Source organism: Pseudomonas sp. SDO5522_S412, assembly GCF_054071215.1.
Genome location: NZ_JBSVWQ010000033.1, coordinates 1 through 19,752, shown reverse-complemented (window position 1 = coordinate 19,752; position 19,752 = coordinate 1). Strand labels below are relative to the sequence as shown.

Here is a 19,752-nt window from a genome sequence, read left to right as displayed (position 1 = left end):
TCAATCTTCAAAAGTATTCCAACTTGAACCGCACTGCCGCGCGGTGAGCCCCTGCCAACAGCGGCACTCCGTTGCCCACCAGGCGGAGCCTGTAATGAAGTGTCATGTCGCCATCAACCACCGGCAGCAGCGCCATCGGCACTCCCGGCACACTCACCTGGCCAGCGGCGTCCTCAATATGGAAGGCAACCCCCTGCGAGGCCCCAAAGGCCGCAAAGGTGCGCCCGCCCATATCGCTGGGCCCGTCGAACGTCACGCGAAGATGCTCCCAGTCCGGCAGCGTTTCGCCGGGGCGCAGCGGGTCGGGACGCGTCACGGTGCAGTTGACCAGCCGTAGCTGGAACGGCTGCATTTGCCCCGCGCCCTCTCGCAACAGGCGGCCGATGGGTTCGGGAGGCATGTCGATGGTCTGATCGGCAGTGACCGCTTCCAGCCCGCAGGCCGAGTCGATGATCTCGCCTCCCAGCGTGACGAGCCCATCGCCTTGCACACGCGTCTGCGCGGCATCACAAGGGCTGATGAACAACGTCAATGAAGAGGCAATAGCGAGACTTATGAATGTTTTCACCTTGATCTCCCGCCAGTTTTCCCCCGCCACCAGTGGTGGCGGGGGAAACACTTACTGATAAGCCAAGGTGAAGTTGGTGACCGCGCTGAAATCACCAGGAACGATGTCGCCTGTCGCCTGGCCTTGTACGTAGGCGCCGAACTGCAGGGTGTTATTACCGGCAACAATGGCCTGCGGAGTGGTTGGCACGCCCAACTCAATCGCTTTGCCGCCGTGGGTCATCATGATGCCGATGCCGCCCGCGCTGCCGACCGTGCCGATGCCGCCAGGCACAACGCTGGACGGTGCACCGGTGAAGGTAGTGGTCACGGTGTTATCGGTGAGGCCAGACAGGTCGCACCCTTCAAGCTCGATCGCCACGGGGCGGGCGGTGGACTTGCCGCCGGATTGCAACTGATGCTTTGCAATAGCGCCAAGTGCAACTGACTGATCCACAGACTCAGGCTTGATAGAGCAAGCACCCGAATGGACCGAACCGGTAAATGTAATCGTCCCGTCCGCCGCATTAGCAACAGAGATCGAACCCGCCAACAGGCCGACAGTCAACAGCGCAGCTTTTACTTTAGTCTTCATTTGCAGAGGCTCACATGTATTAAAAATCAAAACGAAATCCTGGCTTAGTTGCGCACAGGACTTAATTAACCCAGCACCAGAACAATTTCCCGAAGCAATGGAAATTGGATGCTTTCCAATTACTTGTATTGCAATTCAGGAGTTCGTTCGAGGCCGGGCAATTATCCATTTCGATTTTGAATATGAAAGCCGGTCGATTCGCTTATTCACGTAGCCTTGTCACACCAAGACACATAGGAAAATTATGGCACTTTGCCAAAACTTTTGAATCAACCGTAAGAAACGGACTACATCAACTTAACGAGAATTATTTAGTGCAGAACAAGTCCGTAAGAATAGGATTACATATTATAAAAAACAACAGTAATTACTGGGGCACGCCAACTAACAAGTTGGCGAATATGTCGAAAGGGTCAGTGCGCTGATCGGCCCGTTTCGAGTCCCGTCTCACAAGACGCGAGATGACCGTTCGTCTGCCGAGGTTGCGGCGGCAATAAGATATATCTTACGTTGTATCTAAACCAAACGAGAGCACCCGAAATGAGAGACCATCATTCACACCGCGACCCCGGTGACAGCCGCGACGGCTTCGACAAACGTCCAGGCCGCGAGCGCGGCGGCCGTGGCCCACGGGTCTTCGCGCCCGGCGACCTGAAACTGCTGCTGCCGGCGCTGATCGCCGAACAGCCGTGCCATGGCTACGACCTGATTCGCCGGATCGAGACCCTGTTCGACGGCGCCTACAGCCCCAGCCCCGGCGTGATCTACCCCACGCTGACCTTTCTCGAAGAAAGCGAATTGATTACCGGCGACGCCGAAGACGGAAAAAAACGCTACACAATCACCGACGCCGGTCGTCTCTTCTTAAGCGAACAGGCGGTTGCCCTCGAAGGCATTCGCATGCGCATGGATGTGAGCAAACGTTCGCTGCGGGGCCAGGACCGTCCGCCGGAAATCCACGAGGCGGTGCATAACCTGCGCCACGCCTTGCATTCGCACCACGGGCGCTGGAGCCCGGAAGAAATCGTTCGTGTCGCGGCGCTGCTCAACAGCACCGCCCAAGCCATTGCCGACGGGAAAGCTCAATGAATACCCAAGCCATCCACCGCGTGACCCACGAAATCAAACGCCGCGGCCTCGAAGTCCTGCGGGTGGTCGACATCACCCCGCGCATGCGCCGCATCACCCTGGGCGGGCCGGAACTGGCGGGCTTTATCAGCCTGGGCAGTGACGATCACATCAAGCTGCTGTTCCCACAGAACGCCGCCGAACAAGCGGCGCTGGACAGCCCCGACTTCAACCTGCGCGGCGACGGCCCGCAACCCGCCATGCGCGACTACACCCCACGCCGGTACGACCTGGACATCGGCGAGCTGGACATCGACTTCGTACTGCATGGCGATGGCCCTGCCTCCACCTGGGCCGAGCAGGCCAAGGTCGGCCAGCACCTGCACATCGGCGGGCCGCGTGGCTCGATGATCGTGCCGGATATCTTCGACAGCTACCTGTTGATCGGCGATGAAACCGCGATCCCGGCGATTGCCCGGCGCCTGGACGAATTGCCGGCGGGGCGCAAGGTATTGGCGGTGATAGAGATCGCCAATGCGGCGGAACAGCAGCCGCTGGCCAGCGCTGCCGAAGTGGAAGTGATCTGGGTGGTGCGCGGCCAGGATGACCTGCTCGAGACGGTGCAGAACCTGACGCTGCCGGGCGGTTCGCTGTACAGCTTTGTCGCCACCGAGAGCAAGCTGTCGCGCCAGGTACGGCGGGTGCTGCTGGACACGCACAACGTCAATGAGGCATTCCTCAAGGCCGTGGGTTACTGGCAACAGTGATCCCTGTAGGAGCGAGCTTGCTCGCGAAGAACCTGAGAGCGCCGCGTTAAACCAGACACACTGCGTTATCGTTAACGTTCTTCGCGAGCAAGCTCGCTCCTACAGATTTTATCCAGCCCCACCACCCCCAGAGCAATCAGTACAAACCCCACCAGAATCCCCCCGGCATTGATGAACACCTGGGGATAACCCAGGGTGTCCACGTTAATGAACGGATACTGATACAGCCCCCACACATACCCGCGCAACAACGCATAGGCGAAGTACACCACCGGGTAAATCACCCACAGCCCGATGTGTTTGAGGCGCAGGCTGCCCTTGGGCACGCACCACCACCAATACGCGACAAATACCAACGGCATCACGTCGTGCAGCAGCTCGTCCGCCACAAACTGCACCCCCGCAGGCTGCCACATGTGGCGCAACAACAGGCTGTAGGCGAGGCTGACCACGACAATGCTCACGGCAATCCCGCTGCTGACTACGGGCCCGAGGAAGAACCGGCTCGCCGCGGTTGGCCGTTGCACCCACGCATGGGTCAACACCACCGCCACCAGGGTGTTGGTGAGCACGGTGAAGAAGCTGAAGAAATTCACCAGGCCCGGCAACAGGCTGGCGCCATCGACCCAGCGGAAGTAGAAAATGATGTACTGCTGCAGCGCCAGGCCGGCCCAACCGCCGAGGGCTGCGAGGCCGATAAGGTGACGTTTCACCTCAGTCCTCGACCGGTCGCTTGGTGCGCATCAACTTCACGTACAAACCTTCGACCTTCTCCCGCGCCCACGGGGTCTTGCGCAGGAACGACAGGCTCGACTTGATGCTCGGGTCACTGGAAAAACAGCGGATGTTGATGCGCTCGGCCAGGCCTTCCCATTGGTAATGCGCCACCAGCGCGGTGAGGACCTGTTCCAGGGTGACGCCGTGCAGTGGGTCTTTGTTTGTCGCGGTCATGCCGGGCCTTTTGTGCAGAAAAGAAGAAAACGAAGCCGCGCACCTTAGCGGACGGGCCGTGCGGGTGGAAGCGTTGCCTTCACTATAGGCCACTGTTCGATCGTTCCCACGCTCTGCGTGGGAATGCCGAATTGGACGCTCTGCGTCCCTCGGTCGACGCAAGTTTTAACCCTGCGCAATGGTGACGCAGAGCGTCACGGCATGCATTTCCACGCAGAGCGTGGGAACGATCAGCGTGGGAGTGATCGAGCGGGGTTTGGGAAAGTTCCCCTTGGCAGGGAAAAAAGTGATGTTATATTGTAACGATAACTATCAAAGGGTATCGAATCCCTTACCGTTTTCAGCCTTCTCTTTTTGCCGTTTGCCAAGGAACGACCGATGTCCCTCTCTTCTCTCTGGCGCCTCACCCCGCTGGCAGCCGCCCTGTTGATCACCTCCCAGGCCAACGCCCTGGAACTGCAACCTCAAGTCATCACCGGCAACCCGCTGGGCAGCGAAACCCTCGCTTCTCCCACCACCGTGCTGGAAGGCGATGACCTGACCCTGCAACAAAAAGGCAGCCTGGGTGAAACCCTGAACAAGCAGCCCGGTGTGTCGTCGTCGTACTTCGGCCCGGGGGCCAGCCGGCCGATCATTCGTGGCCAGGATGGTGACCGCATTCGCCTACTGCGCAACGGAGTCGGTGCGCTGGATGCCTCGTCGTTGTCCTATGACCACGCCGTGCCGCTGGACCCGGTCAACGTCGACCGCATCGAAATCGTGCGTGGCCCGGCCGCCCTGCTCTATGGCGGCAGCGCCATCGGCGGCGTGGTCAATACCTTCGACAACCGCATCCCCACCGAAGCCATCGAAGGCATTCACGGTGCCGGTGAATTGCGCTACGGCGGCGCCGACACCACCCGCAGCAGCGCCGGCAAACTGGAAGCCGGCAACGGCACCTTCGCCTTGCACCTGGACGCCAGTGCGCGGGAATTCAACGACCTGAAAATCCCCGGTTTTGCCCGCAGCCGTCATGCACCGCCAAGCGAAGACGGTGAAGGCAAGAACGGTCGCCTCGGCAACAGCGACGGACGCCAGGACGGTGGTGCAGTCGGCGGTTCCTACACTTGGGACGACGGTTACGCCGGGCTGTCCTACAGCAACTACGACAGCAACTACGGCTCCCCGGCCGAGCAGGACGTGCGCATCCGCATGAAGCAGGATCACTACGCCTTTGCGTCCGAAATCCGCAACCTGCAAGGCCCGTTCACCTCGGTCAAACTCGACGCCGGCTATACCGACTACAAGCACATGGAAATCGAAGGCGGCGAGACCGGCACCACCTTCAAGAACAAGGGCTACGAAGCCCGGGTGGAAGCGCGACACTTGCCGATCGGGCCGTTCAACGGCGTGGTGGGTGCCCAAGTCAGTCGCAATGAATTCTCGGCCCTGGGTGAAGAAGCCTTCGTGCCGCAGACCGATACCAACGCCGGCGCGCTGTTTATCCTCGAAGAAATGCAGGCCACCGAGCGCCTCAAGCTGAGCCTCGGCGGGCGCCTGGAACACACCAACGTCGACCCGGACGGCAAGGGCAACGCACGCTTCGCCAATGCCGACAAATCCGCCGACTTCACCGCCGGCAGCCTGTCGTCCGGCGCGGTGTACACCCTCACGCCGATCTGGTCCCTGGCCGCCACCCTCGGCTACACCGAACGTGCCCCGACCTTCTACGAGCTGTATGCCAACGGCGCTCACGTCGCCACCGGCACCTATGAACTGGGCGACGCCAACCTGTCGAAAGAAAAAGCCGTGTCCAGCGACCTGGCGCTGCGCTTCGACAACGGCACCCACAAGGGCAGCTTCGGCGTGTTCTACAGCCACTTCTCCAACTACATCGGCCTGCTGGGCAGCGGTCGCACCTTGAATGACGAAGGCGAGGAAGACGCCGGCGGCATCCCTGAGTACAAATATTCCGGTGTGCGTGCGCGTTTCGCAGGCTTTGAAGCCCAGGATCACATCAAGCTGGGGGAAGGTGCCTACGGCAAGTTTGCGCTGGAACTGTCGGGCGACTACACCCGTGCAACCAACCTGGACACGGGTGAAGCGTTGCCCCGCATTGCGCCGTTGCGTTTGAACAGCGGCCTCTTGTGGGAACTGGATCGCTGGCAGGCGCGGATTGACGTTGAACACGCGGCGGGCCAGGGGCGGGTGCCGGATAACGAAAGCGGTACCGACGGCTACACCACGTTGGGCGCCAGCGCCGGCTACCGCTTCAATGTCGGCGGCAGCCAGTGGCTGGCGTTCGTCAACGGCGAGAACCTGACGAACCAGACCGTGCGCTACGCCAGTTCGATCCTGCGGGACATCGCCCCGGCGCCGGGTCGAAGTGTGCAGGTCGGTCTGCGTACCACCTTCTAACTGACTGCACTCGGTTAAAACTGTGGGAGCGGGCTTGCTCGCGAAAGCGCAGTGTCAGTCAATACATGGGTGACTGACTCACCGTCTTCGCGAGCAAGCCCGCTCCCACATTGACTGTGCCCACTTCGAATAGGTGGTGGGGTTAGTACCGCGCATCCACGGGCTTACCCCCCTTCGGCCAGTCCTTCACCTTGTCCGGGAAATCCGGACGAGGTTGTTGGGAGAAGTACGCTGCCACATCCACCGCCTCCTGATCCGACAACCCGCCCTGCCCCAACGGGAATTTCTCGTGGAAACCGATCGGCATGTTGCGTTTGACGAACGCCGCCGCCGTGTACAGCCGCGCCATCCCCGCCCCGATATTGAACGACTGCTCGCCCCACAACGGCGGGTACACCAACTCGCCATCCGCCCGCGTCAACCCTTGGCCATTGTCGCCATGGCACACCGCGCACTGCTTGGCGTAGACCTGCCTGCCATTCTGCATATCCGGCTTGATCGCCGGGTCGACCTTGCCCACCCCGCGCCCGGCGACTTTATCTTCGGGCCTGGTGTTGTTTTTCATCCAGTCGAAGTACGCCACCATCGCCTGCATATCCGCCGATTCCGCTGGCAACGGCTTGCCATTCATCGAGCGACGGAAGCAGCCGTTGATCCGCTCTTCCAGGCTCACCACCTTGCCCGCACGCGGCGCATAGCTCGGGAAAAATGCCGAGACGCCCACAAACGGAGAACCATCCGCCACAGTGCCGGCGTTGAGATGGCAGCTGGTGCAGTTCAGCGAGTTGCCCACGTTATTGGGCAGCAGTTCCTTGGTCTGCAGGTGCAGGCGCATGCCGCGTACCACCTGATCGGCATTCGGCGCCGCCAACAATTCGGCCAGGCGTGGGGTTTCAAACGCTGACGAATCGGTGGTGACCGGGTTGAGCTGGCCACGCATTTTCTTCACTTGGGCAGCCGTGACAGGCGTGCCTTCGTTACCCCAACTGCTGCGCACGAAACTGAGGATTTCAGCGATTTCCTGATCCGCCAACCGCGCAAACCCAGGCATGGTGTAGACCCGTGGATGGGCTGCGGTCTCGGCGGTTTCCCAACCGGTGAGGGTGATGTGCAGCAGTGACGTCGGGTTGTTCGAGGCAACGCTCGGGTTGCCGGCCAACGGCGGGAACAGCCCTTTCACCCCGCCGCCATCGCTGCGGTGGCAGTCACTGCAAAACTGCATATAGCCCAGGCCACCACGGCTGGTGAACAAGTCCTTGGGCGGTGCGGCGGGTTCGTGGGCCACGGCGGGCATCGGCAGGTCGTCCTTGCCCGGCGGCAGGGATTTGAGATACGTCGCGATGGCGGTCAAATCGGCATCGGTGAAGTGTTGGGTACTGTGATGAATCACATCCGCCATGTTGCCCGCGACCGTGGCAAAGCGGTTCTGCCCGGTCTTGAGCAATTGCACGGTGTCGTCCACCGTCCACAGGTTGCGCAGGCTCAAGGCGCGCCAGTGCTCGACAGTCTCCCCGGCCAGGTAATGCCGGCCACTGCGGCCCGCGTCGCTCAGGGCTTTTTCCTGGAAGGCGATGCCGCGCGGGGTGTGGCACGAGCCGCAGTGGCCCAGGCCCTGGACGAGGTAGGCGCCACGGTTAAGCACGTCATCCTTCGCCGGGTCCGGCACGAATGGTTGCTTGTCGAGAAACGCCAAATTCCACAACGCCAGGCCCCAGCGCTGGTTGAACGGGAAGCCCATCTCGGCGTCCAGGTTGGGTTTGTTCACCGCCTCCACGCCCTGCATCAGGTAGGCGAACAAGGCGCGCATGTCGCCTTCGCTCATCTTCGCGTAGGACGGGTAAGGCATCGCCGGGTACAGGTTCTGCCCGGCCGGCGTCACGCCTTCACGCATCACCCGGTCGAACTGCTCGAAGGTGTACTGGCCGATGCCGGTGTCACGGTCCGGGGTGATGTTGCTCGAGTAGATCGTGCCCATTGGCGTGCCCAGTTCAAGCCCGCCGGCCATCTGCGCGCCTTGCCTGGCGGTGTGGCAGGCGATGCAGTCGCCCAGTTGGGCAACGTATTTGCCCTGTTCGATCAGCGTGGGGTCGGCTTCGTTGGCGTGCAGGGGAAGGGAAAGGCACAGCACCACCCCCACAAGGCCCAGACGTGACAGGGGAAAAATCATCGCACTATTCCTTTAATAACCCGGCCTGGGGCGGTCCCCTCGGCGCAGGTCTGCAATCGTTTTTATTGGGTCATCAGGCAGATAACCGGGGCATGGCCAGCCCCAGCTTCGTTGTAGCGGATTTTTTGCGCGCGGCCCTTGATGTGGATCAGGCGGCATGTTCTACAGTGGAACTGAAATTGACTAATTGACGCGGGCATCGATGTCGGCGAGGAGAGCAAGGATGCGTTATTCACCCTTTGTGGGGCGCATTGGCGGCGAATCCGTCAGTGCCTGGGATATTCACTACGCCGCCGCCGAAGCCCAACTGCGTGGCGAAGACGTGATTGTGCTCAGTGTCGGCGACCCGGATTTCGCCACACACAGCGCGATCTGTGAAACCGCCGTGGACGCCCTGCGCGCCGGCGACACCCACTACACCCCTGTGCTCGGCCGCCCGAAACTGCGGGAAGCCATCGCGGCCCGGCAGAGCCTGCTGCAAGGGATTGCGGTGCACGCCGACAATATCGCCCTGGTCGCCGGCGCGCAGAATGGCCTGTTCGCGGCCTGCTTGTGCCTGTTCAGCCACGGCGATGAAGTGCTGGTGCCAGAGCCGATGTACCTGACCTACGAGGCCTGTGTCCAAGCCTCGGGGGCACGCATTAGAACCGTCGAACAACCGGCCGCCAACGGCTTTCGCCTGACCCGCACCGCGCTGCAAGCCGCGATTACCGACAAGACCCGGGGCATCGCCCTCGCTACACCGTGCAACCCCACCGGCAATGTCTACTGCCGCGAAGAGCTGGAAGCCGTCGCCGAAGTGGCACGCGCCCACGACCTGTGGGTGATTTGCGATGAAGTGTATGGGCAGCTCATCTATGACGATCAACACCTGAGCATCAGCGCATTACCCGGCATGGCCGAGCGTACGGTGGTGCTCAACAGCCTGTCGAAAAGCCACGCCATGACTGGCTGGCGGGTAGGCTGGGTGGCCGGCCCGCCCACGTTGATCAGCCATCTGGAGAACTTGCTGCTGTGCATGATTTACGGCCTGCCAGGGTTTATCCAGGCGGCGGCGATCAAGGCACTGGAACTGGATGAGGCCTTGGTCAGCGATGCCCGTGCGGTGTATCGGCGCCGGCGTGACCTGGTGGTGAACGCGTTGAGTGCGATCAGCGAGCTGGACTGCCGAGTCCCCCAGGCGGGCATGTTCATGCTGGTGGACGTACGTCGCACCGGGCTCAGCGGCCGGGAATTCGCCTGGCAACTGTATCGCCAGACCGGCGTATCGGTGCTTGACGCCCAAGCGTTTGGCCCCAGCGCCGAAGGGTTTGTGCGGGTTTCGTTTACCGTCGCCGATGACACCCTCAGGGAGGCTTGCCAGCGCATTGCCGGCTTCGTCGAAGGGCTTGGGGCCGACGCCGCGCCTTTACGTGATCGCCGATAACAGGTAGCGGCTGTACCAGGAATTGGGCTACGAAAAACGCGGCTTCGAAATGGGCAAGCGCCTTGGTTAAATCAACCGTTGGTAAGATGCCCCTTGATGACCTGTACGTATTTCTGTACGTTTCAGCCATTAAGCGAGGACTCAATTATGGAAACTATCAACTACACCCATGCACGGGCCCATCTCTCGGACACGATGGATCGGGTAAACGAAGATCGTGCCCCTCTGTTGGTGACCCGGCAAAAAGGTGAACCGGTGGTCATGATCTCTCTCTCAGAGTTCAACGCTCTTGAAGAGACGGCCTATCTGCTGCGCTCTCCCAACAACGCGGAACGCTTGATCAAATCGATCAACAGCCTGCGAGCCGGAAAGGCCAAGCCGAGGCAGTTGATTGAAGAATGAAAATACTCTTTACGCCTGAAGGCTGGGACGACTACCTCTGGTTTCAACAAAACGACAAAGCTGGGCTCAAACGCATCAACTTACTGATCAAATCGATCCAGCGTGATCCTTTTGACGGCGTTGGCAAACCAGAACCACTCAAACATAACCTCAGTGGTTTCTGGTCCAGGCGAATCACAGCGGAACATCGTCTGGTGTACGGGATTGAGGAGGGTGAAATACAGATCCTCATGTGTCGCTATCACTATTGACGCCATTTACCGTCAGGATCCTGCCTTGACCTGATCCCCCTCCCCGCTGAAAATGCGCGACGCTTTTCCCGTCTCCCCGTTTACTGAAGTAGTGAAATTTCAATGTCTGATTCCCGCACCGAAGAATCCGTAGTCGCCTTGCAATCCAAAGCTGAATACGAAAACGCCATCAATCTTTCACAGCACGTGCCGGCGGCCAAGACCATCAGTGAAATGGTGCTGGACGCGTTCCACACCTCCAAGGAAAGCGACCAGATCCGCGAGCTGCGCGTGGCCATCCGCCAGGCCCACGACGCCTTCGACGACGACAAGGCCTACGACCTGATGGGCGAGCTCAAGCAGCTCAAGGACGCCGAAGCCGCCGACAACGCCGCCCTCGAAGACCTGAACAGCAAGTTCTCCATCAGCCGCATCCTGTCCAGCTTCAAGGACGACCCGGAGTTCCAGGAGCTGGTCTACGGCCTGGCCCTCAAGGTGCTGAACCAGACCCACCAGGCCATCAGCAACCCGAGCGCCGGCAAAGGCAAGGCTTCCCGCCCGAAGAAGGAAGTGGAAGTGTTCGCCATCAGCAAGGACGGCATCAGCGTCACCCTGCCGCTGCGTTCGCCGCGCTCCAAGCCGAACGTCGACCGTGAGGCGTTTGAATTCCTCGGCTTTACCTTTGTCGGTGAAGGTGACGAGGCGGAACTGGAAGTTGAAACCTTTGTGGATAACTCGGGCGCCGAGCAGCCACTGACGCGTAAAAGCATCATCACCGCGCTGCAGCAGCAGACGGCGTTTGAGGGCTACAGCATCGCCCAGCAGTAACTCGATCTAAATGTGGGAGCGGGCTTGCTCGCGAAGACGGTGGGTCAGTCACGTATGCATTGACTGACACTCCGCTTTCGCGAGCAACCCCGCTCCCACATTTGACCTGCGTCGCAGCGAATTCAGCCTACGACTTGAGCCGCAAACACCTCGCGAAACCGCTGCATCTCATCAGCGTTGCCCACGGTGACCCGCACCCACTGCGGCCAGTTTTGCCACACGCGCCCTATCTTCACGCCCTGCTCGCCCAGCCGCTCGATGACCTGTTCCGCCGGACGGCGCACATCAATCATGAAACAGTTGCTGTGAGACGCCGTGCAGGTGAATCCGCGTTTTTTTAGCCAGGCCACCGTCTCATCCCGCAACCGGGTATTGAGCGCCTTGCGCGCCGGCACCAGTTGCGCATCTGCAAGGCTGGCGCGGGCGGCCAGCAGGCTGGCGGCCGCCGGCACGTTGTCCCCGCCAAACACCGCCAGTTGTTCCAGCAGCTGCGGATGACCGATCGCAAGCCCCAGGCGTGCGCCGGCCAGGCCGTAGATTTTCGAGAACGTGCGCAGTACCAGCAAGTCGTCATGGTCCTTGACCCACGCCACACAACTGGGTGCGTCACTGAAGTCGATGTAGGCCTCGTCCACCAGCAAAATGCTGCCCTGGGGTTTGCGCGCCAGTGCCTGTTCGATGGCCTTGGCGGGTGTGAGGGTGCCGGTGGGATTGTTCGGGTTGCAGAGGTAGATCAGGCCGGGCTGGCGGTCAACGGTGAGCATGGCGGGAAGGTCATGGGCGTGATCGGCGGTGAGGTCCACTTCATGCACCCTGGCCTTGCACGACTCGGCTGCCTGGCGCGGAACTTCGTAGGAAGGCGTGGCCATCACCAGGCTGCGGGTTTCGCTGGTAAACGCCAGCACCGCGTAGCGCAACGCAGCCATGGAGCCGGCGAACACCGCCACCTGCTCTTCCAGAATGCCCTGCTGCTGGGCAAACTGCTCGACCAGCGCGTACATGTCCGGGTACGGGTAGCGCCCCGAAACGGCAATACCGCGCTGCATGGCCTGCCGCGCAGCCGGCGAGGGCCCGTAGGGGCTTTCGTTGTAGTTGAGCAGCACCTCGGGCGCCGCCACGGCGGGGCTTGCCTCAGCCCAGTCCAGGCGACCCAGCAACGGCAAGGCCGCGCCCAGTGCGATCAGGGAACGACGACTCACGTTGACCATGAAGACCTCTCCTTGTCGGCTCGCAGCTTCAGGTGCGGGATTCGCCCCCGTTCCTGCAATTGGGTATGACGAGGAAAACAGCCGGTGATTTACCCAACCAACAAAAAGCCCCGCACTTCATACCGAAGGCGGGGCTTTTGCGTTTCCGGCTAGTTGGAATGAAAACGCCGGTTCAACGCGATCCGCTTGGCCTCCACTGCCCGCAGGTGTTTGTGGTGACGGCGCCACAGCAACAGCACGATGATCAGCACCAGCACCACCAGGCCACCGCCCCACAGCAGGTACGGCATGGCCGTGATCAACAACGGCGCATCCCCGCCACGACGCAGGCTGGTGACTTCTTCGGAACTGACGCTCAGCGCCGGGTTGCCGAAGGTCTGCAGGCTGTAGTTGGCGATGGCGGCGATTTGCGCGTCGTTCAGGTCACCGCCCAGGGCCGGCATGCTCACGGCGCCGTCGGCACCTTTGCGGTCGATGCCCGCGATGATCGCCATCACCAGGTTGTTGGCCTGGTTGCCGTTGAGCGCGGTGTTGAGGCTCAGGGACGGGTAGAACTTGTCAGCCGAGCCCTGGCCATCGCGGCCGTGGCAGCTGGAGCAGGCCGAGTTGTAGAGGCGTGCGCCATCCAGTCCGGTGGCGTCGGCCAGTGAGGCTTGATCGCCCTGGCCGGTTTCCAGGGTGCTCATGTCCACCGGCTTGACGTCACGCACCACCCGCTCGGTTTGCCCGGGATCGCGGATCGGCGGCACGCTGTGCAGGTAGGCGGCCATGGCATGCAGGTCGCTGTCGCTGAGGTAGCGGAAGCTGTTTTCCACGGCTTCGGCCATGCCGCCCGCGGCTTGGGCCTTGTCGGCGAGGTGACCGTTTTTCAGGAAGTTGACCAGGTCGTCCTCGCTCCAGTCCCCCAGCCCGCTGACCTTGTCGGAGGTGATGTTGGGCGCGACCCAGCCACCCAGTTTCGCACCGGCCAGGTACTGGCTGTTGTCCTCGGCCATCAAGGCGTTACGTGGGGTGTGGCAGGCGCCGCAGTGGGCGAGGTTGTCCACCAGGTACTGGCCACGGCTAGTCTGTTCGGTGGCGCCGGGCTTGGGCACGAAACCCTGGCTGTCGAGGAACACCAGGTTCCAGCCGAACATCAGTTGGCGGATGTTGAACGGGAACGCCAGGTGCGTTTCCGGCACCGGCTGGTCCACGGATTTGACGCCCTGTTGCAGGTACACATACAAGGCGTGGATGTCGTCATCGCTCATGCCCTGGTAAGAGGTGTAGGGCATCGCCGGGTACAGGTGCTGGCCCTTGGCGTTGATGCCTTTGCGCAAGGCGTCCGCCAGTTGTTGCTCGGTGTAGTCGCCGATGCCGTAGGCCTTGGACGGGGTGATGTTGCTGGAGATAATCTTGCCCATGGGCGAGTCGATCACATACCCGCCGGCCAGCGGCGCGCCGCCATTCTCGGCGGTACGGTGGCAGGCTTCGCAGTCGCCGGCACGGGCGACATACGCACCTTTCTGGATCAGCGCGGCAGTGTCTTCAGCGGCAAACACCGGCAACGCGGTGAGCAGCAAGGCCAGCAATGGAAATTTAAGCAATCCCATGACCTAGACCTCCCGCGCAATGATGTCGGCCATACGGATACTCAGCGCCACGCCGGCCAGGGTCGGGTTGATGGTGCCGGAGGCCGGTATCACCCCGGTGGTGGCGAGAAACAGGTTGGCGTGGTCGTGGGTGCGGCACTCGTGGTTGACCACCGAATCCTTGGGGTTGGCGCCCATGATCACGGTGCCCATCAGGTGGTCGCGGTTCTGGTAGCCGGTGTTGTCTTCCACCACCGTGCCGCCCATCAGCTGCACGAAGTGCGCATAGTCTTCAGTGACGCCGGCCTTGGCCGCCTTCACGTAGTCGCCCACCTCGTAGTTGACCACCAGCATCGGAATGCCCAGGGCGTCCTTGCGGGTGCGGCTCGGGCGCACGGTGTTGGTCTGCAATGGCAGGGTTTCATACACGGTAGAGACGTCGACCCAACGCGCCGCATCGTGGCGGATGCGTTCGTCAAGCTCCTTGCCGTACACGCCCTGGGCGATCAGCCGCTTGGCCACGGCAATGTTCGGCACGTTGTTGGAGATCGAGTGTTTGACCGAGGCCCGCTCCTTGCGGAACTCGCCGTCGCGGCGGTTGAAAATCCCGCCCTGCTGCACCGCGCCGCGTCCCGGCCACAACGGCTCGTCGGCGATAAATTGCAGGCCCTGGCCGGTGTGGTCCATCAGGTTGCGACCGACCTGGTCGGAGGAGTTGGCCACCTCGGAAATCAGCAGCAGCTTGGGGGTTTCCAGGCCGTGGGCGGCAACGATGAAGTACTTGGCAGTGAGCCGCACATCGGCGCCGGTGGAGCTGCGGTAATGGATGGCGACGATCTTGTCGTCCGCGCCTTTTTCCAGCTTGTAGGCGGTGGCGTCGGTGATCAGCTTGGCGCCGGCCTGTTCCGCATGGCGGGCGTGCACGTCGCCGCTGTACATCGCGCCGATGGGGCAGACCGGCATGCAGTTGTTGTTGCCGCTGCACGCCGGGCGCCCGTCGTAGGGTTCAGTGGCACGGCCATTGGGCTCATGGATAAAGTGATACCCCGCCGGGGCCATGCGTTCGCGCAGGCGCTGGAACAGGTAGGTATCACCTTCCGGCGCCATCGGGTACGGGCTTGAGCGTGGCGGGAACGCGCCGCCGCCCTGCCCGCTCTGGTCCTGGGTGTCACTGCCGCATACGCCCAGGGCAATTTCCGCACGCACGTAATAGGGTTCCAGCTCGCTGTATTCCAGCGGCCAGTCGCGACCTACGCCGTAGAGCGTCTTGAGTTTCATATCGTTGGGCAAGTAACGCCAGCACGCTGCCGCCCAGTGCCAGGTGGTACCGCCCACCAGTTTCAACATGCCGGGGCGGAACTCGAAAGAACCGGTGTTCTCGATGTATTGCTCATCGTAAGAATGATGGGCCCACGGTTCATTCGGATAGGGTGAGTTGTAATTGCCCTTGTTCGACGAATTACGGAAGTTCTCGACTATCTTCCAGCGGGGAATATGTTCACCCGCTTCCAGAATAATCACCGACTTGCCGAGTTTGGCCAATTCAAAGGCTGCGTTACTGCCTAATGCGCCGGAGCCAACCACAATGACATCGGCGTCAAAATCCTGATTCATAAAAGTGCCTTGTCTTAGTCGTTGGCCAGCGTGGCCGGAGGATTGACCCAGTAATTGGTTTTTCCCCGGGAGTACGTCGGGATCACCGTTGCGTCCGCGGTCGGCGCATAGGCCAGGGCGCCGGTGAAGGTGACCAGGCGCGTGCCGTCGGTGGCGCGCAGGGACACCGGCGTGCCGGTGTAGCCCAGGTACCAGGCGGAGACGATTTTCTGCGTCGTGTCCTTGATCACCGGGTCGGCGTAGAACGGGCTGCCGGACAACTGGCCGACGTTGCGCAAGTGATGCTGGCCAACCTTGCTCCACAAGGCTTTGATCTTCTCGGGGAATGCAGGGTCGTTCCGGGTGCACTGAGCCAGGATGCGCAAGGACAAGGCGGCATCCAGGTTCGAGCGTTCGAGGAGGAACATCGACAGTTGGCGGAAGGATTCAATGTCGTCGCTGGCGGCGCTGCTGACTTCCTGCGCCAGCGCGGCACCTGCCCACAGCGGGGCAAACAGGCCAGCACCGGTCAAGGCTGCGCCTGAATACAGGAGTTTTCTTCGGGTTATCACGGGATATCTCCTCATGAGTCGAACAACTATCGGCGCACGGGCCTAGTTCGACTTCACTGCAAAAGGCTGAGTACTTCGTTCACGGAGGTTGAACGGACTTTAAGAGCCCTTTTTATAACTGCCAGGAGAACGCCAAGCTGTCGTGCAGCTTGTTAATGATGAGAATGAGCAACAACGCGACCGTCTATAACAGCCGCTTAAACACCGTACAGCAATTTATCCTGCAATAACATGAAACATCCATTTGGATGTTTGCTCAGTTGTGCAGGTAATCCGCGAGGGGATACTTCGCGCACAAGGCTTGAGCCTGCAAGCGCAGGGATTCCTGTGCATTCGGATCCAGGGTGAACTTGTGCTCGTTGAGGGGCGTGACCGCATCGAGTACCCGGCACACCAGTTCGACGACCTGCCGACATCCATCGGCGTCGAGCTGGCGTTGCGCCAGGGAGCCGGTGCCGATACACAACCCGCCAGCGACGAATGATGGTCGCGTCTCTCCCGGTGCGCGATGCTTGTCCACGATGATGCCGCACTGCTCCAGCGCCGCCTGGGCGATGGCGCCGGTGATGCCGCCACGCAAGCGAATCAGCACCGAGTGGTTTTCACTGCGCCCGCCCACCACCTCGTAGTCACAGGCCTGGAACGCGTTGGCCAGTTCGTCGGCCGTGGTGCGAATACGCGCCATCCAGGCGTCGAAATCCGCGGACATGGCGTAGCCGAACGCCGCCGCCTTTGCCGCGATCATGTTGAAGGCCGGTGCGCCCTGCATTCGTGGGAACACGGCTTGATCGAGGAGCCGGCTGAAGCTGGTCTTAAGGCCCGGCACCTTGGTTTCGGCGTCGCGACCGGAAAGGATCAGGCCGCCACGCGGGCCGCCCAGTTGTTTATGGGTGCACAGCGTAGTGACGTGGGCTGCATCGATCGGGCTCGGATGGCGCCCGGTGGCGACCAGGCCGGCGATGGTCGAAATGTCCGCCAGCAGGATCGACCCGGCTTCGTCGGCAATCCCACGCAAGCGCGCGAAATCAATGGTGTGCGAGTAGGCCGTCGCCCCGCAGATGATCACGCGCGGGCGATGGGCCAGCGCCAGTGTGCGCACCTGGTCGTAGTCGATAACACCCTTGGAGGTAGTGCCGTACCTGAGCGCCTTGTAGTTCGCGCCGGTGAACGCGACGGGGCTGGCGTGGCTCAGATGCCCGCCGTGATCGGGGGCCATGCCGAGCACGGTGTCTCCCGGCTCCAGCAAGGCCGCCAGTACCTGATAGTTGGCAGTCGACCCCGAGTGTGATTGCACGCCTGCGTATTGCGCACTGAACAGCTCACGCGCTCGGCGCACAGCCAGGGCTTCGACCCGGTCGGCATTCTCGCAGCCGGCGTGATGACGCCAGCCGGGCGTGCCCTCGGCGGTCACGTTGACCAGCAGCGAGGCGGACGCCGCCAGGATATTCGGCCTCACTGCGCAGGACGAAGCGGCCAGCGACAGCGTCTGGTGTTGGCGCGTGACTTCCGCATCCAGCAACGCTGCCAGCTCCGCGTCTTCTGCCCGTAGATCCGCCAGCCCTCGTTGCAGCAGGTCGGCCTGGTGGGTAAGTGGTTGCGTGTCGACTGCCATTGTCCTGTGTTCCTTCCCTGAAAATCCCGTGCGCCTTTCCGTTGGGCGCAGGGCAATTAAGCAGAAAAATGAACATTTTCCAAATTAAATGATTCTTTTTGGCCGCACACAGGGGGACAAGACGCGGTTTTTCCTGGCTGGATGATGGCCAATCGCCAAAAAACTGATCACGGTCTTTATTCTTGTGGCAGGCGCATGCAACACTTCGCGCCGCGGCGAAGCACGCACCCCCAGCGCAACATGGACGCTCTGTGTAGAACATAAGGAAGTGGTGGGCATTTGATTCACAGAAAAGAACGCACCGAGTATTTGAAGAGCAATATCAAATACCTGATCAAAAGCCGCGGAGAGACGCAGCTGTCGTTGTGCAACGCGGCCGGCCTGACCAGAACCACGATCTACAACATTCTGGAAGGCAAGGTCGTTAACGTACAGCAGTCCACCATCCGCAAGATCTCGGATTTCTTCGGCGTTTCCTATGAAGAAATCGAGACCCTCGACTTCGAAGAAAAAGAGATCATCGACAGCAGTATTTCCCCCCAGGGCAACATGAACCCTGCTGCCGTGCCGATCATCAAGCAAAGCCAGGTCATGGCGAGCATGGACAAGCGCATTGGCGAACTCGCCACGCTGTACCCGCTGACCTACTACTTCGGCACTTCCTACAACTTGATAGCCGTGCTGCTGGAACATGCGATTGCCGGCGTCAACGAGCCGGGCGATTTGTTGATCGTGCAGAAAGGGACGTCGAGCGACGACAAGGAAAAGTTGGTGTACGACAGGCTCAGCAAAAAACTATTTATCACGGATCAAGCGTGTGTCAGCTCGGATCGTATCTGTGTGGTGGGAGATATCATCGAGGAGCGCTTCAATGACAACGTATGAGCACGAAGTCGAGAACAGCAAATACAAGTTGCTGGGGTTCGAGAATGACAAGAGCCTGGCGGTGATCATGGTGATCGCCACGGGCAAGATCATTCGGATAAAGCTGAGCGAAGTGCTGAACAGCGAAATCATGGACAATTTAAACAAAATGGAAGTGAAGAACATGTACAAGAAGTTCTACTCACAGGGCGGAGCGCTGACCGCGTACGACCTCAACGACCGCAACGAGAACTCATGGATGATTTACATCATCCTGAACCTGCTGCTCTTTACGTTCTATATCTTCACCAGCATCGCCGCGACCAAACCTATTTACCTGGAGTCGCTGGGCATTATCGTCACGCCCGGCACGTTCCTTTACCCGCTGACGTTTCTGATCGTGGACTTGCTCAACGAACAGTTCGGCCTGCGGCTGGCGAGACGGGCCATCCTGTTTGCGTTTGCCAGTAACGCGATGATCATCATCCTGCTCTACGGCTCGACCTTCCTCCCCGGTTTGCCAGGCTGGAAGCTCGACGGGCCTTACAACGACGTGATCATCCAGGTGTCGTCGGTGCTCATCGCCTCTTCGGTTTCGTTCCTGGTGTCGGAGAACATCAACTCGTACCTGCTGTGCAAGATCAAGGAGCTGACCAATTCCAGGTACCTGTTCCTGCGGATTTTCCTGAGTACGTTCTTCGCGGTGATCATCGACAGTTTCCTGTTCTGCTTCATCGCGTTCTACGGCGCCATGCAGACCAGCGACATCCTGAACATGATCTACGTGCAGATCGCGATCAAAGTCTGCTTTGCCTTCATCAACATCCTGCCGGCCTACGGTGCCCGTTCGCTGTTCAAGCGCTACATCACGGGCGATACCCAGGCCCAACCGCACGCCAGCTGATGATCGTTCCCACGCTCTGCGTGGGAATGCCGCCTCGGACGCTCTGCGTCC

19 protein-coding genes are annotated in these 19,752 nt (G+C 60.8%); 9 read left to right on the top strand and 10 right to left on the bottom strand.

The genetic code is table 11. The features are described from left to right. Positions 1-7: 7 nt before the first annotated feature. Positions 8-568, bottom strand: coding sequence for a fimbrial protein (locus tag ACW9I6_RS10440; RefSeq protein WP_023659209.1), 561 nt, complete (start codon positions 566-568; stop codon positions 8-10). A 51-nt stretch (positions 569-619) separates the two neighbouring features. Then, a complete protein-coding gene (locus ACW9I6_RS10435; protein WP_023659208.1) occupies positions 620-1,141 on the bottom strand; it encodes a fimbrial protein in 522 nt (173 codons plus the stop codon). Between the two features lie 540 nt (positions 1,142-1,681). Here ACW9I6_RS10435 and ACW9I6_RS10430 point away from each other — a divergent pair. Together ACW9I6_RS10430 and ACW9I6_RS10425 are read left to right on the top strand one after the other, a co-directional pair. Next, entirely contained in the window at positions 1,682-2,230 is a 549-nt protein-coding gene (locus ACW9I6_RS10430; RefSeq protein WP_003216412.1) for a PadR family transcriptional regulator, read from the top strand. Further along, positions 2,227-2,976 carry a siderophore-interacting protein gene (locus ACW9I6_RS10425; protein ID WP_457339258.1) on the top strand — a complete coding sequence of 250 codons (750 nt, stop codon included), beginning with the start codon at positions 2,227-2,229 and terminating at the stop codon, positions 2,974-2,976. The genes ACW9I6_RS10430 and ACW9I6_RS10425 overlap by 4 nt, the downstream gene beginning before the upstream one ends. Before the next feature lie 71 nt (positions 2,977-3,047). Here the strand turns inward: ACW9I6_RS10425 and ACW9I6_RS10420 are convergent, their stop codons facing one another. Both ACW9I6_RS10420 and ACW9I6_RS10415 read right to left on the bottom strand, forming a co-directional pair. After that, the gene (locus ACW9I6_RS10420) at positions 3,048-3,689 is read right to left on the bottom strand and encodes a Pr6Pr family membrane protein (RefSeq protein WP_003216408.1); all 642 of its coding nucleotides are present in this window, start codon (positions 3,687-3,689) and stop codon (positions 3,048-3,050) included. A gap of 1 nt (position 3,690) precedes the next feature. Further along, entirely contained in the window at positions 3,691-3,927 is a 237-nt protein-coding gene (locus tag ACW9I6_RS10415) for a VF530 family protein (protein WP_003216406.1), read from the bottom strand. A gap of 378 nt (positions 3,928-4,305) precedes the next feature. Here ACW9I6_RS10415 and ACW9I6_RS10410 point away from each other — a divergent pair, with 378 nt between their 5' ends. After that, positions 4,306-6,324, top strand: a complete 2,019-nt coding sequence (locus tag ACW9I6_RS10410) for a TonB-dependent receptor (protein ID WP_177040298.1) — start codon at positions 4,306-4,308, stop codon at positions 6,322-6,324. A 142-nt stretch (positions 6,325-6,466) separates the two neighbouring features. On the opposite strand, the gene ACW9I6_RS10405 is transcribed toward ACW9I6_RS10410, so the two are convergent. Continuing rightward, positions 6,467-8,491 carry a c-type cytochrome gene (locus ACW9I6_RS10405; protein WP_177070280.1) on the bottom strand — a complete coding sequence of 675 codons (2,025 nt, stop codon included), beginning with the start codon at positions 8,489-8,491 and terminating at the stop codon, positions 6,467-6,469. A 223-nt stretch (positions 8,492-8,714) separates the two neighbouring features. Between ACW9I6_RS10405 and ACW9I6_RS10400 the strand changes: the two genes are divergently transcribed. The 4 genes from ACW9I6_RS10400 to ACW9I6_RS10385 all read left to right on the top strand — a co-directional run bounded on the left by ACW9I6_RS10400 (position 8,715) and on the right by ACW9I6_RS10385 (position 11,377). Next, on the top strand, positions 8,715-9,917 hold the full coding sequence (locus tag ACW9I6_RS10400) for a pyridoxal phosphate-dependent aminotransferase (RefSeq protein ID WP_457339257.1): 1,203 nt from the start codon (positions 8,715-8,717) through the stop codon (positions 9,915-9,917). 147 nt (positions 9,918-10,064) lie between these two features. Further along, positions 10,065-10,319: a type II toxin-antitoxin system prevent-host-death family antitoxin gene (locus tag ACW9I6_RS10395; protein WP_087692805.1), complete on the top strand. Its 255-nt coding sequence runs from the start codon at positions 10,065-10,067 to the stop codon at positions 10,317-10,319. Further along, the gene (locus ACW9I6_RS10390; protein ID WP_087692806.1) at positions 10,316-10,570 is read left to right on the top strand and encodes a Txe/YoeB family addiction module toxin; all 255 of its coding nucleotides are present in this window, start codon (positions 10,316-10,318) and stop codon (positions 10,568-10,570) included. The genes ACW9I6_RS10395 and ACW9I6_RS10390 overlap by 4 nt, the downstream gene beginning before the upstream one ends. Before the next feature lie 102 nt (positions 10,571-10,672). Then, positions 10,673-11,377 carry a hypothetical protein gene (locus tag ACW9I6_RS10385; RefSeq protein ID WP_003216395.1) on the top strand — a complete coding sequence of 235 codons (705 nt, stop codon included), beginning with the start codon at positions 10,673-10,675 and terminating at the stop codon, positions 11,375-11,377. 122 nt (positions 11,378-11,499) lie between these two features. Here ACW9I6_RS10385 and ptaA read toward each other — a convergent pair whose 3' ends face one another. The 5 genes from ptaA to ACW9I6_RS10360 form a co-directional block, all read right to left on the bottom strand. Then, positions 11,500-12,585 (bottom strand): pyoverdine biosynthesis transaminase PtaA, encoded by a 1,086-nt coding sequence (gene ptaA, locus ACW9I6_RS10380; protein ID WP_457339256.1) that lies wholly within the window; start codon positions 12,583-12,585, stop codon positions 11,500-11,502. Positions 12,586-12,734: 149 nt separating this feature from the next. Continuing rightward, complete coding sequence (locus tag ACW9I6_RS10375; protein ID WP_457339255.1) at positions 12,735-14,177, bottom strand: c-type cytochrome; 1,443 nt, start codon at positions 14,175-14,177, stop codon at positions 12,735-12,737. Positions 14,178-14,180: 3 nt separating this feature from the next. Beyond that, entirely contained in the window at positions 14,181-15,770 is a 1,590-nt protein-coding gene (locus ACW9I6_RS10370) for a GMC family oxidoreductase (RefSeq protein ID WP_102369856.1), read from the bottom strand. Positions 15,771-15,784: 14 nt separating this feature from the next. After that, positions 15,785-16,321: a sugar dehydrogenase complex small subunit gene (locus ACW9I6_RS10365; RefSeq protein ID WP_023659207.1), complete on the bottom strand. Its 537-nt coding sequence runs from the start codon at positions 16,319-16,321 to the stop codon at positions 15,785-15,787. A gap of 256 nt (positions 16,322-16,577) precedes the next feature. Further along, positions 16,578-17,933, bottom strand: a complete 1,356-nt coding sequence (locus tag ACW9I6_RS10360) for a serine hydroxymethyltransferase (RefSeq protein WP_457339254.1) — start codon at positions 17,931-17,933, stop codon at positions 16,578-16,580. Between the two features lie 279 nt (positions 17,934-18,212). On the opposite strand from ACW9I6_RS10360, the gene ACW9I6_RS10355 reads away from it, so the two are divergent. Both ACW9I6_RS10355 and ACW9I6_RS10350 read left to right on the top strand, forming a co-directional pair. Next, complete coding sequence (locus ACW9I6_RS10355) at positions 18,213-18,818, top strand: helix-turn-helix transcriptional regulator (RefSeq protein ID WP_003216382.1); 606 nt, start codon at positions 18,213-18,215, stop codon at positions 18,816-18,818. Further along, positions 18,805-19,701, top strand: coding sequence for a queuosine precursor transporter (locus tag ACW9I6_RS10350; RefSeq protein WP_177008768.1), 897 nt, complete (start codon positions 18,805-18,807; stop codon positions 19,699-19,701). Before ACW9I6_RS10355 ends, ACW9I6_RS10350 begins: the two co-directional genes overlap by 14 nt. Positions 19,702-19,752: the final 51 nt, after the last annotated feature.

Excerpts from the sequence above, each read along its gene's own strand:
- ACW9I6_RS10360 (WP_457339254.1), bottom strand. The coding sequence starts at position 17,933 with ATGGCAGTCGACACGCAACCACTTACCCACCAGGCCGACCTGCTGCAA.
- ACW9I6_RS10395 (WP_087692805.1), top strand. The coding sequence starts at position 10,065 with ATGGAAACTATCAACTACACCCATGCACGGGCCCATCTCTCGGACACG.
- ACW9I6_RS10405 (WP_177070280.1), bottom strand. The coding sequence starts at position 8,491 with ATGATTTTTCCCCTGTCACGTCTGGGCCTTGTGGGGGTGGTGCTGTGC.
- ACW9I6_RS10390 (WP_087692806.1), top strand. The coding sequence starts at position 10,316 with ATGAAAATACTCTTTACGCCTGAAGGCTGGGACGACTACCTCTGGTTT.
- ACW9I6_RS10430 (WP_003216412.1), top strand. The coding sequence starts at position 1,682 with ATGAGAGACCATCATTCACACCGCGACCCCGGTGACAGCCGCGACGGC.
- ACW9I6_RS10350 (WP_177008768.1), top strand. The coding sequence starts at position 18,805 with ATGACAACGTATGAGCACGAAGTCGAGAACAGCAAATACAAGTTGCTG.
- ACW9I6_RS10370 (WP_102369856.1), bottom strand. The coding sequence starts at position 15,770 with ATGAATCAGGATTTTGACGCCGATGTCATTGTGGTTGGCTCCGGCGCA.
- ACW9I6_RS10410 (WP_177040298.1), top strand. The coding sequence starts at position 4,306 with ATGTCCCTCTCTTCTCTCTGGCGCCTCACCCCGCTGGCAGCCGCCCTG.
- ACW9I6_RS10375 (WP_457339255.1), bottom strand. The coding sequence starts at position 14,177 with ATGGGATTGCTTAAATTTCCATTGCTGGCCTTGCTGCTCACCGCGTTG.
- ACW9I6_RS10415 (WP_003216406.1), bottom strand. The coding sequence starts at position 3,927 with ATGACCGCGACAAACAAAGACCCACTGCACGGCGTCACCCTGGAACAG.
- ACW9I6_RS10400 (WP_457339257.1), top strand. The coding sequence starts at position 8,715 with ATGCGTTATTCACCCTTTGTGGGGCGCATTGGCGGCGAATCCGTCAGT.
- ACW9I6_RS10425 (WP_457339258.1), top strand. The coding sequence starts at position 2,227 with ATGAATACCCAAGCCATCCACCGCGTGACCCACGAAATCAAACGCCGC.
- ACW9I6_RS10435 (WP_023659208.1), bottom strand. The coding sequence starts at position 1,141 with ATGAAGACTAAAGTAAAAGCTGCGCTGTTGACTGTCGGCCTGTTGGCG.
- ptaA (WP_457339256.1), bottom strand. The coding sequence starts at position 12,585 with ATGGTCAACGTGAGTCGTCGTTCCCTGATCGCACTGGGCGCGGCCTTG.
- ACW9I6_RS10385 (WP_003216395.1), top strand. The coding sequence starts at position 10,673 with ATGTCTGATTCCCGCACCGAAGAATCCGTAGTCGCCTTGCAATCCAAA.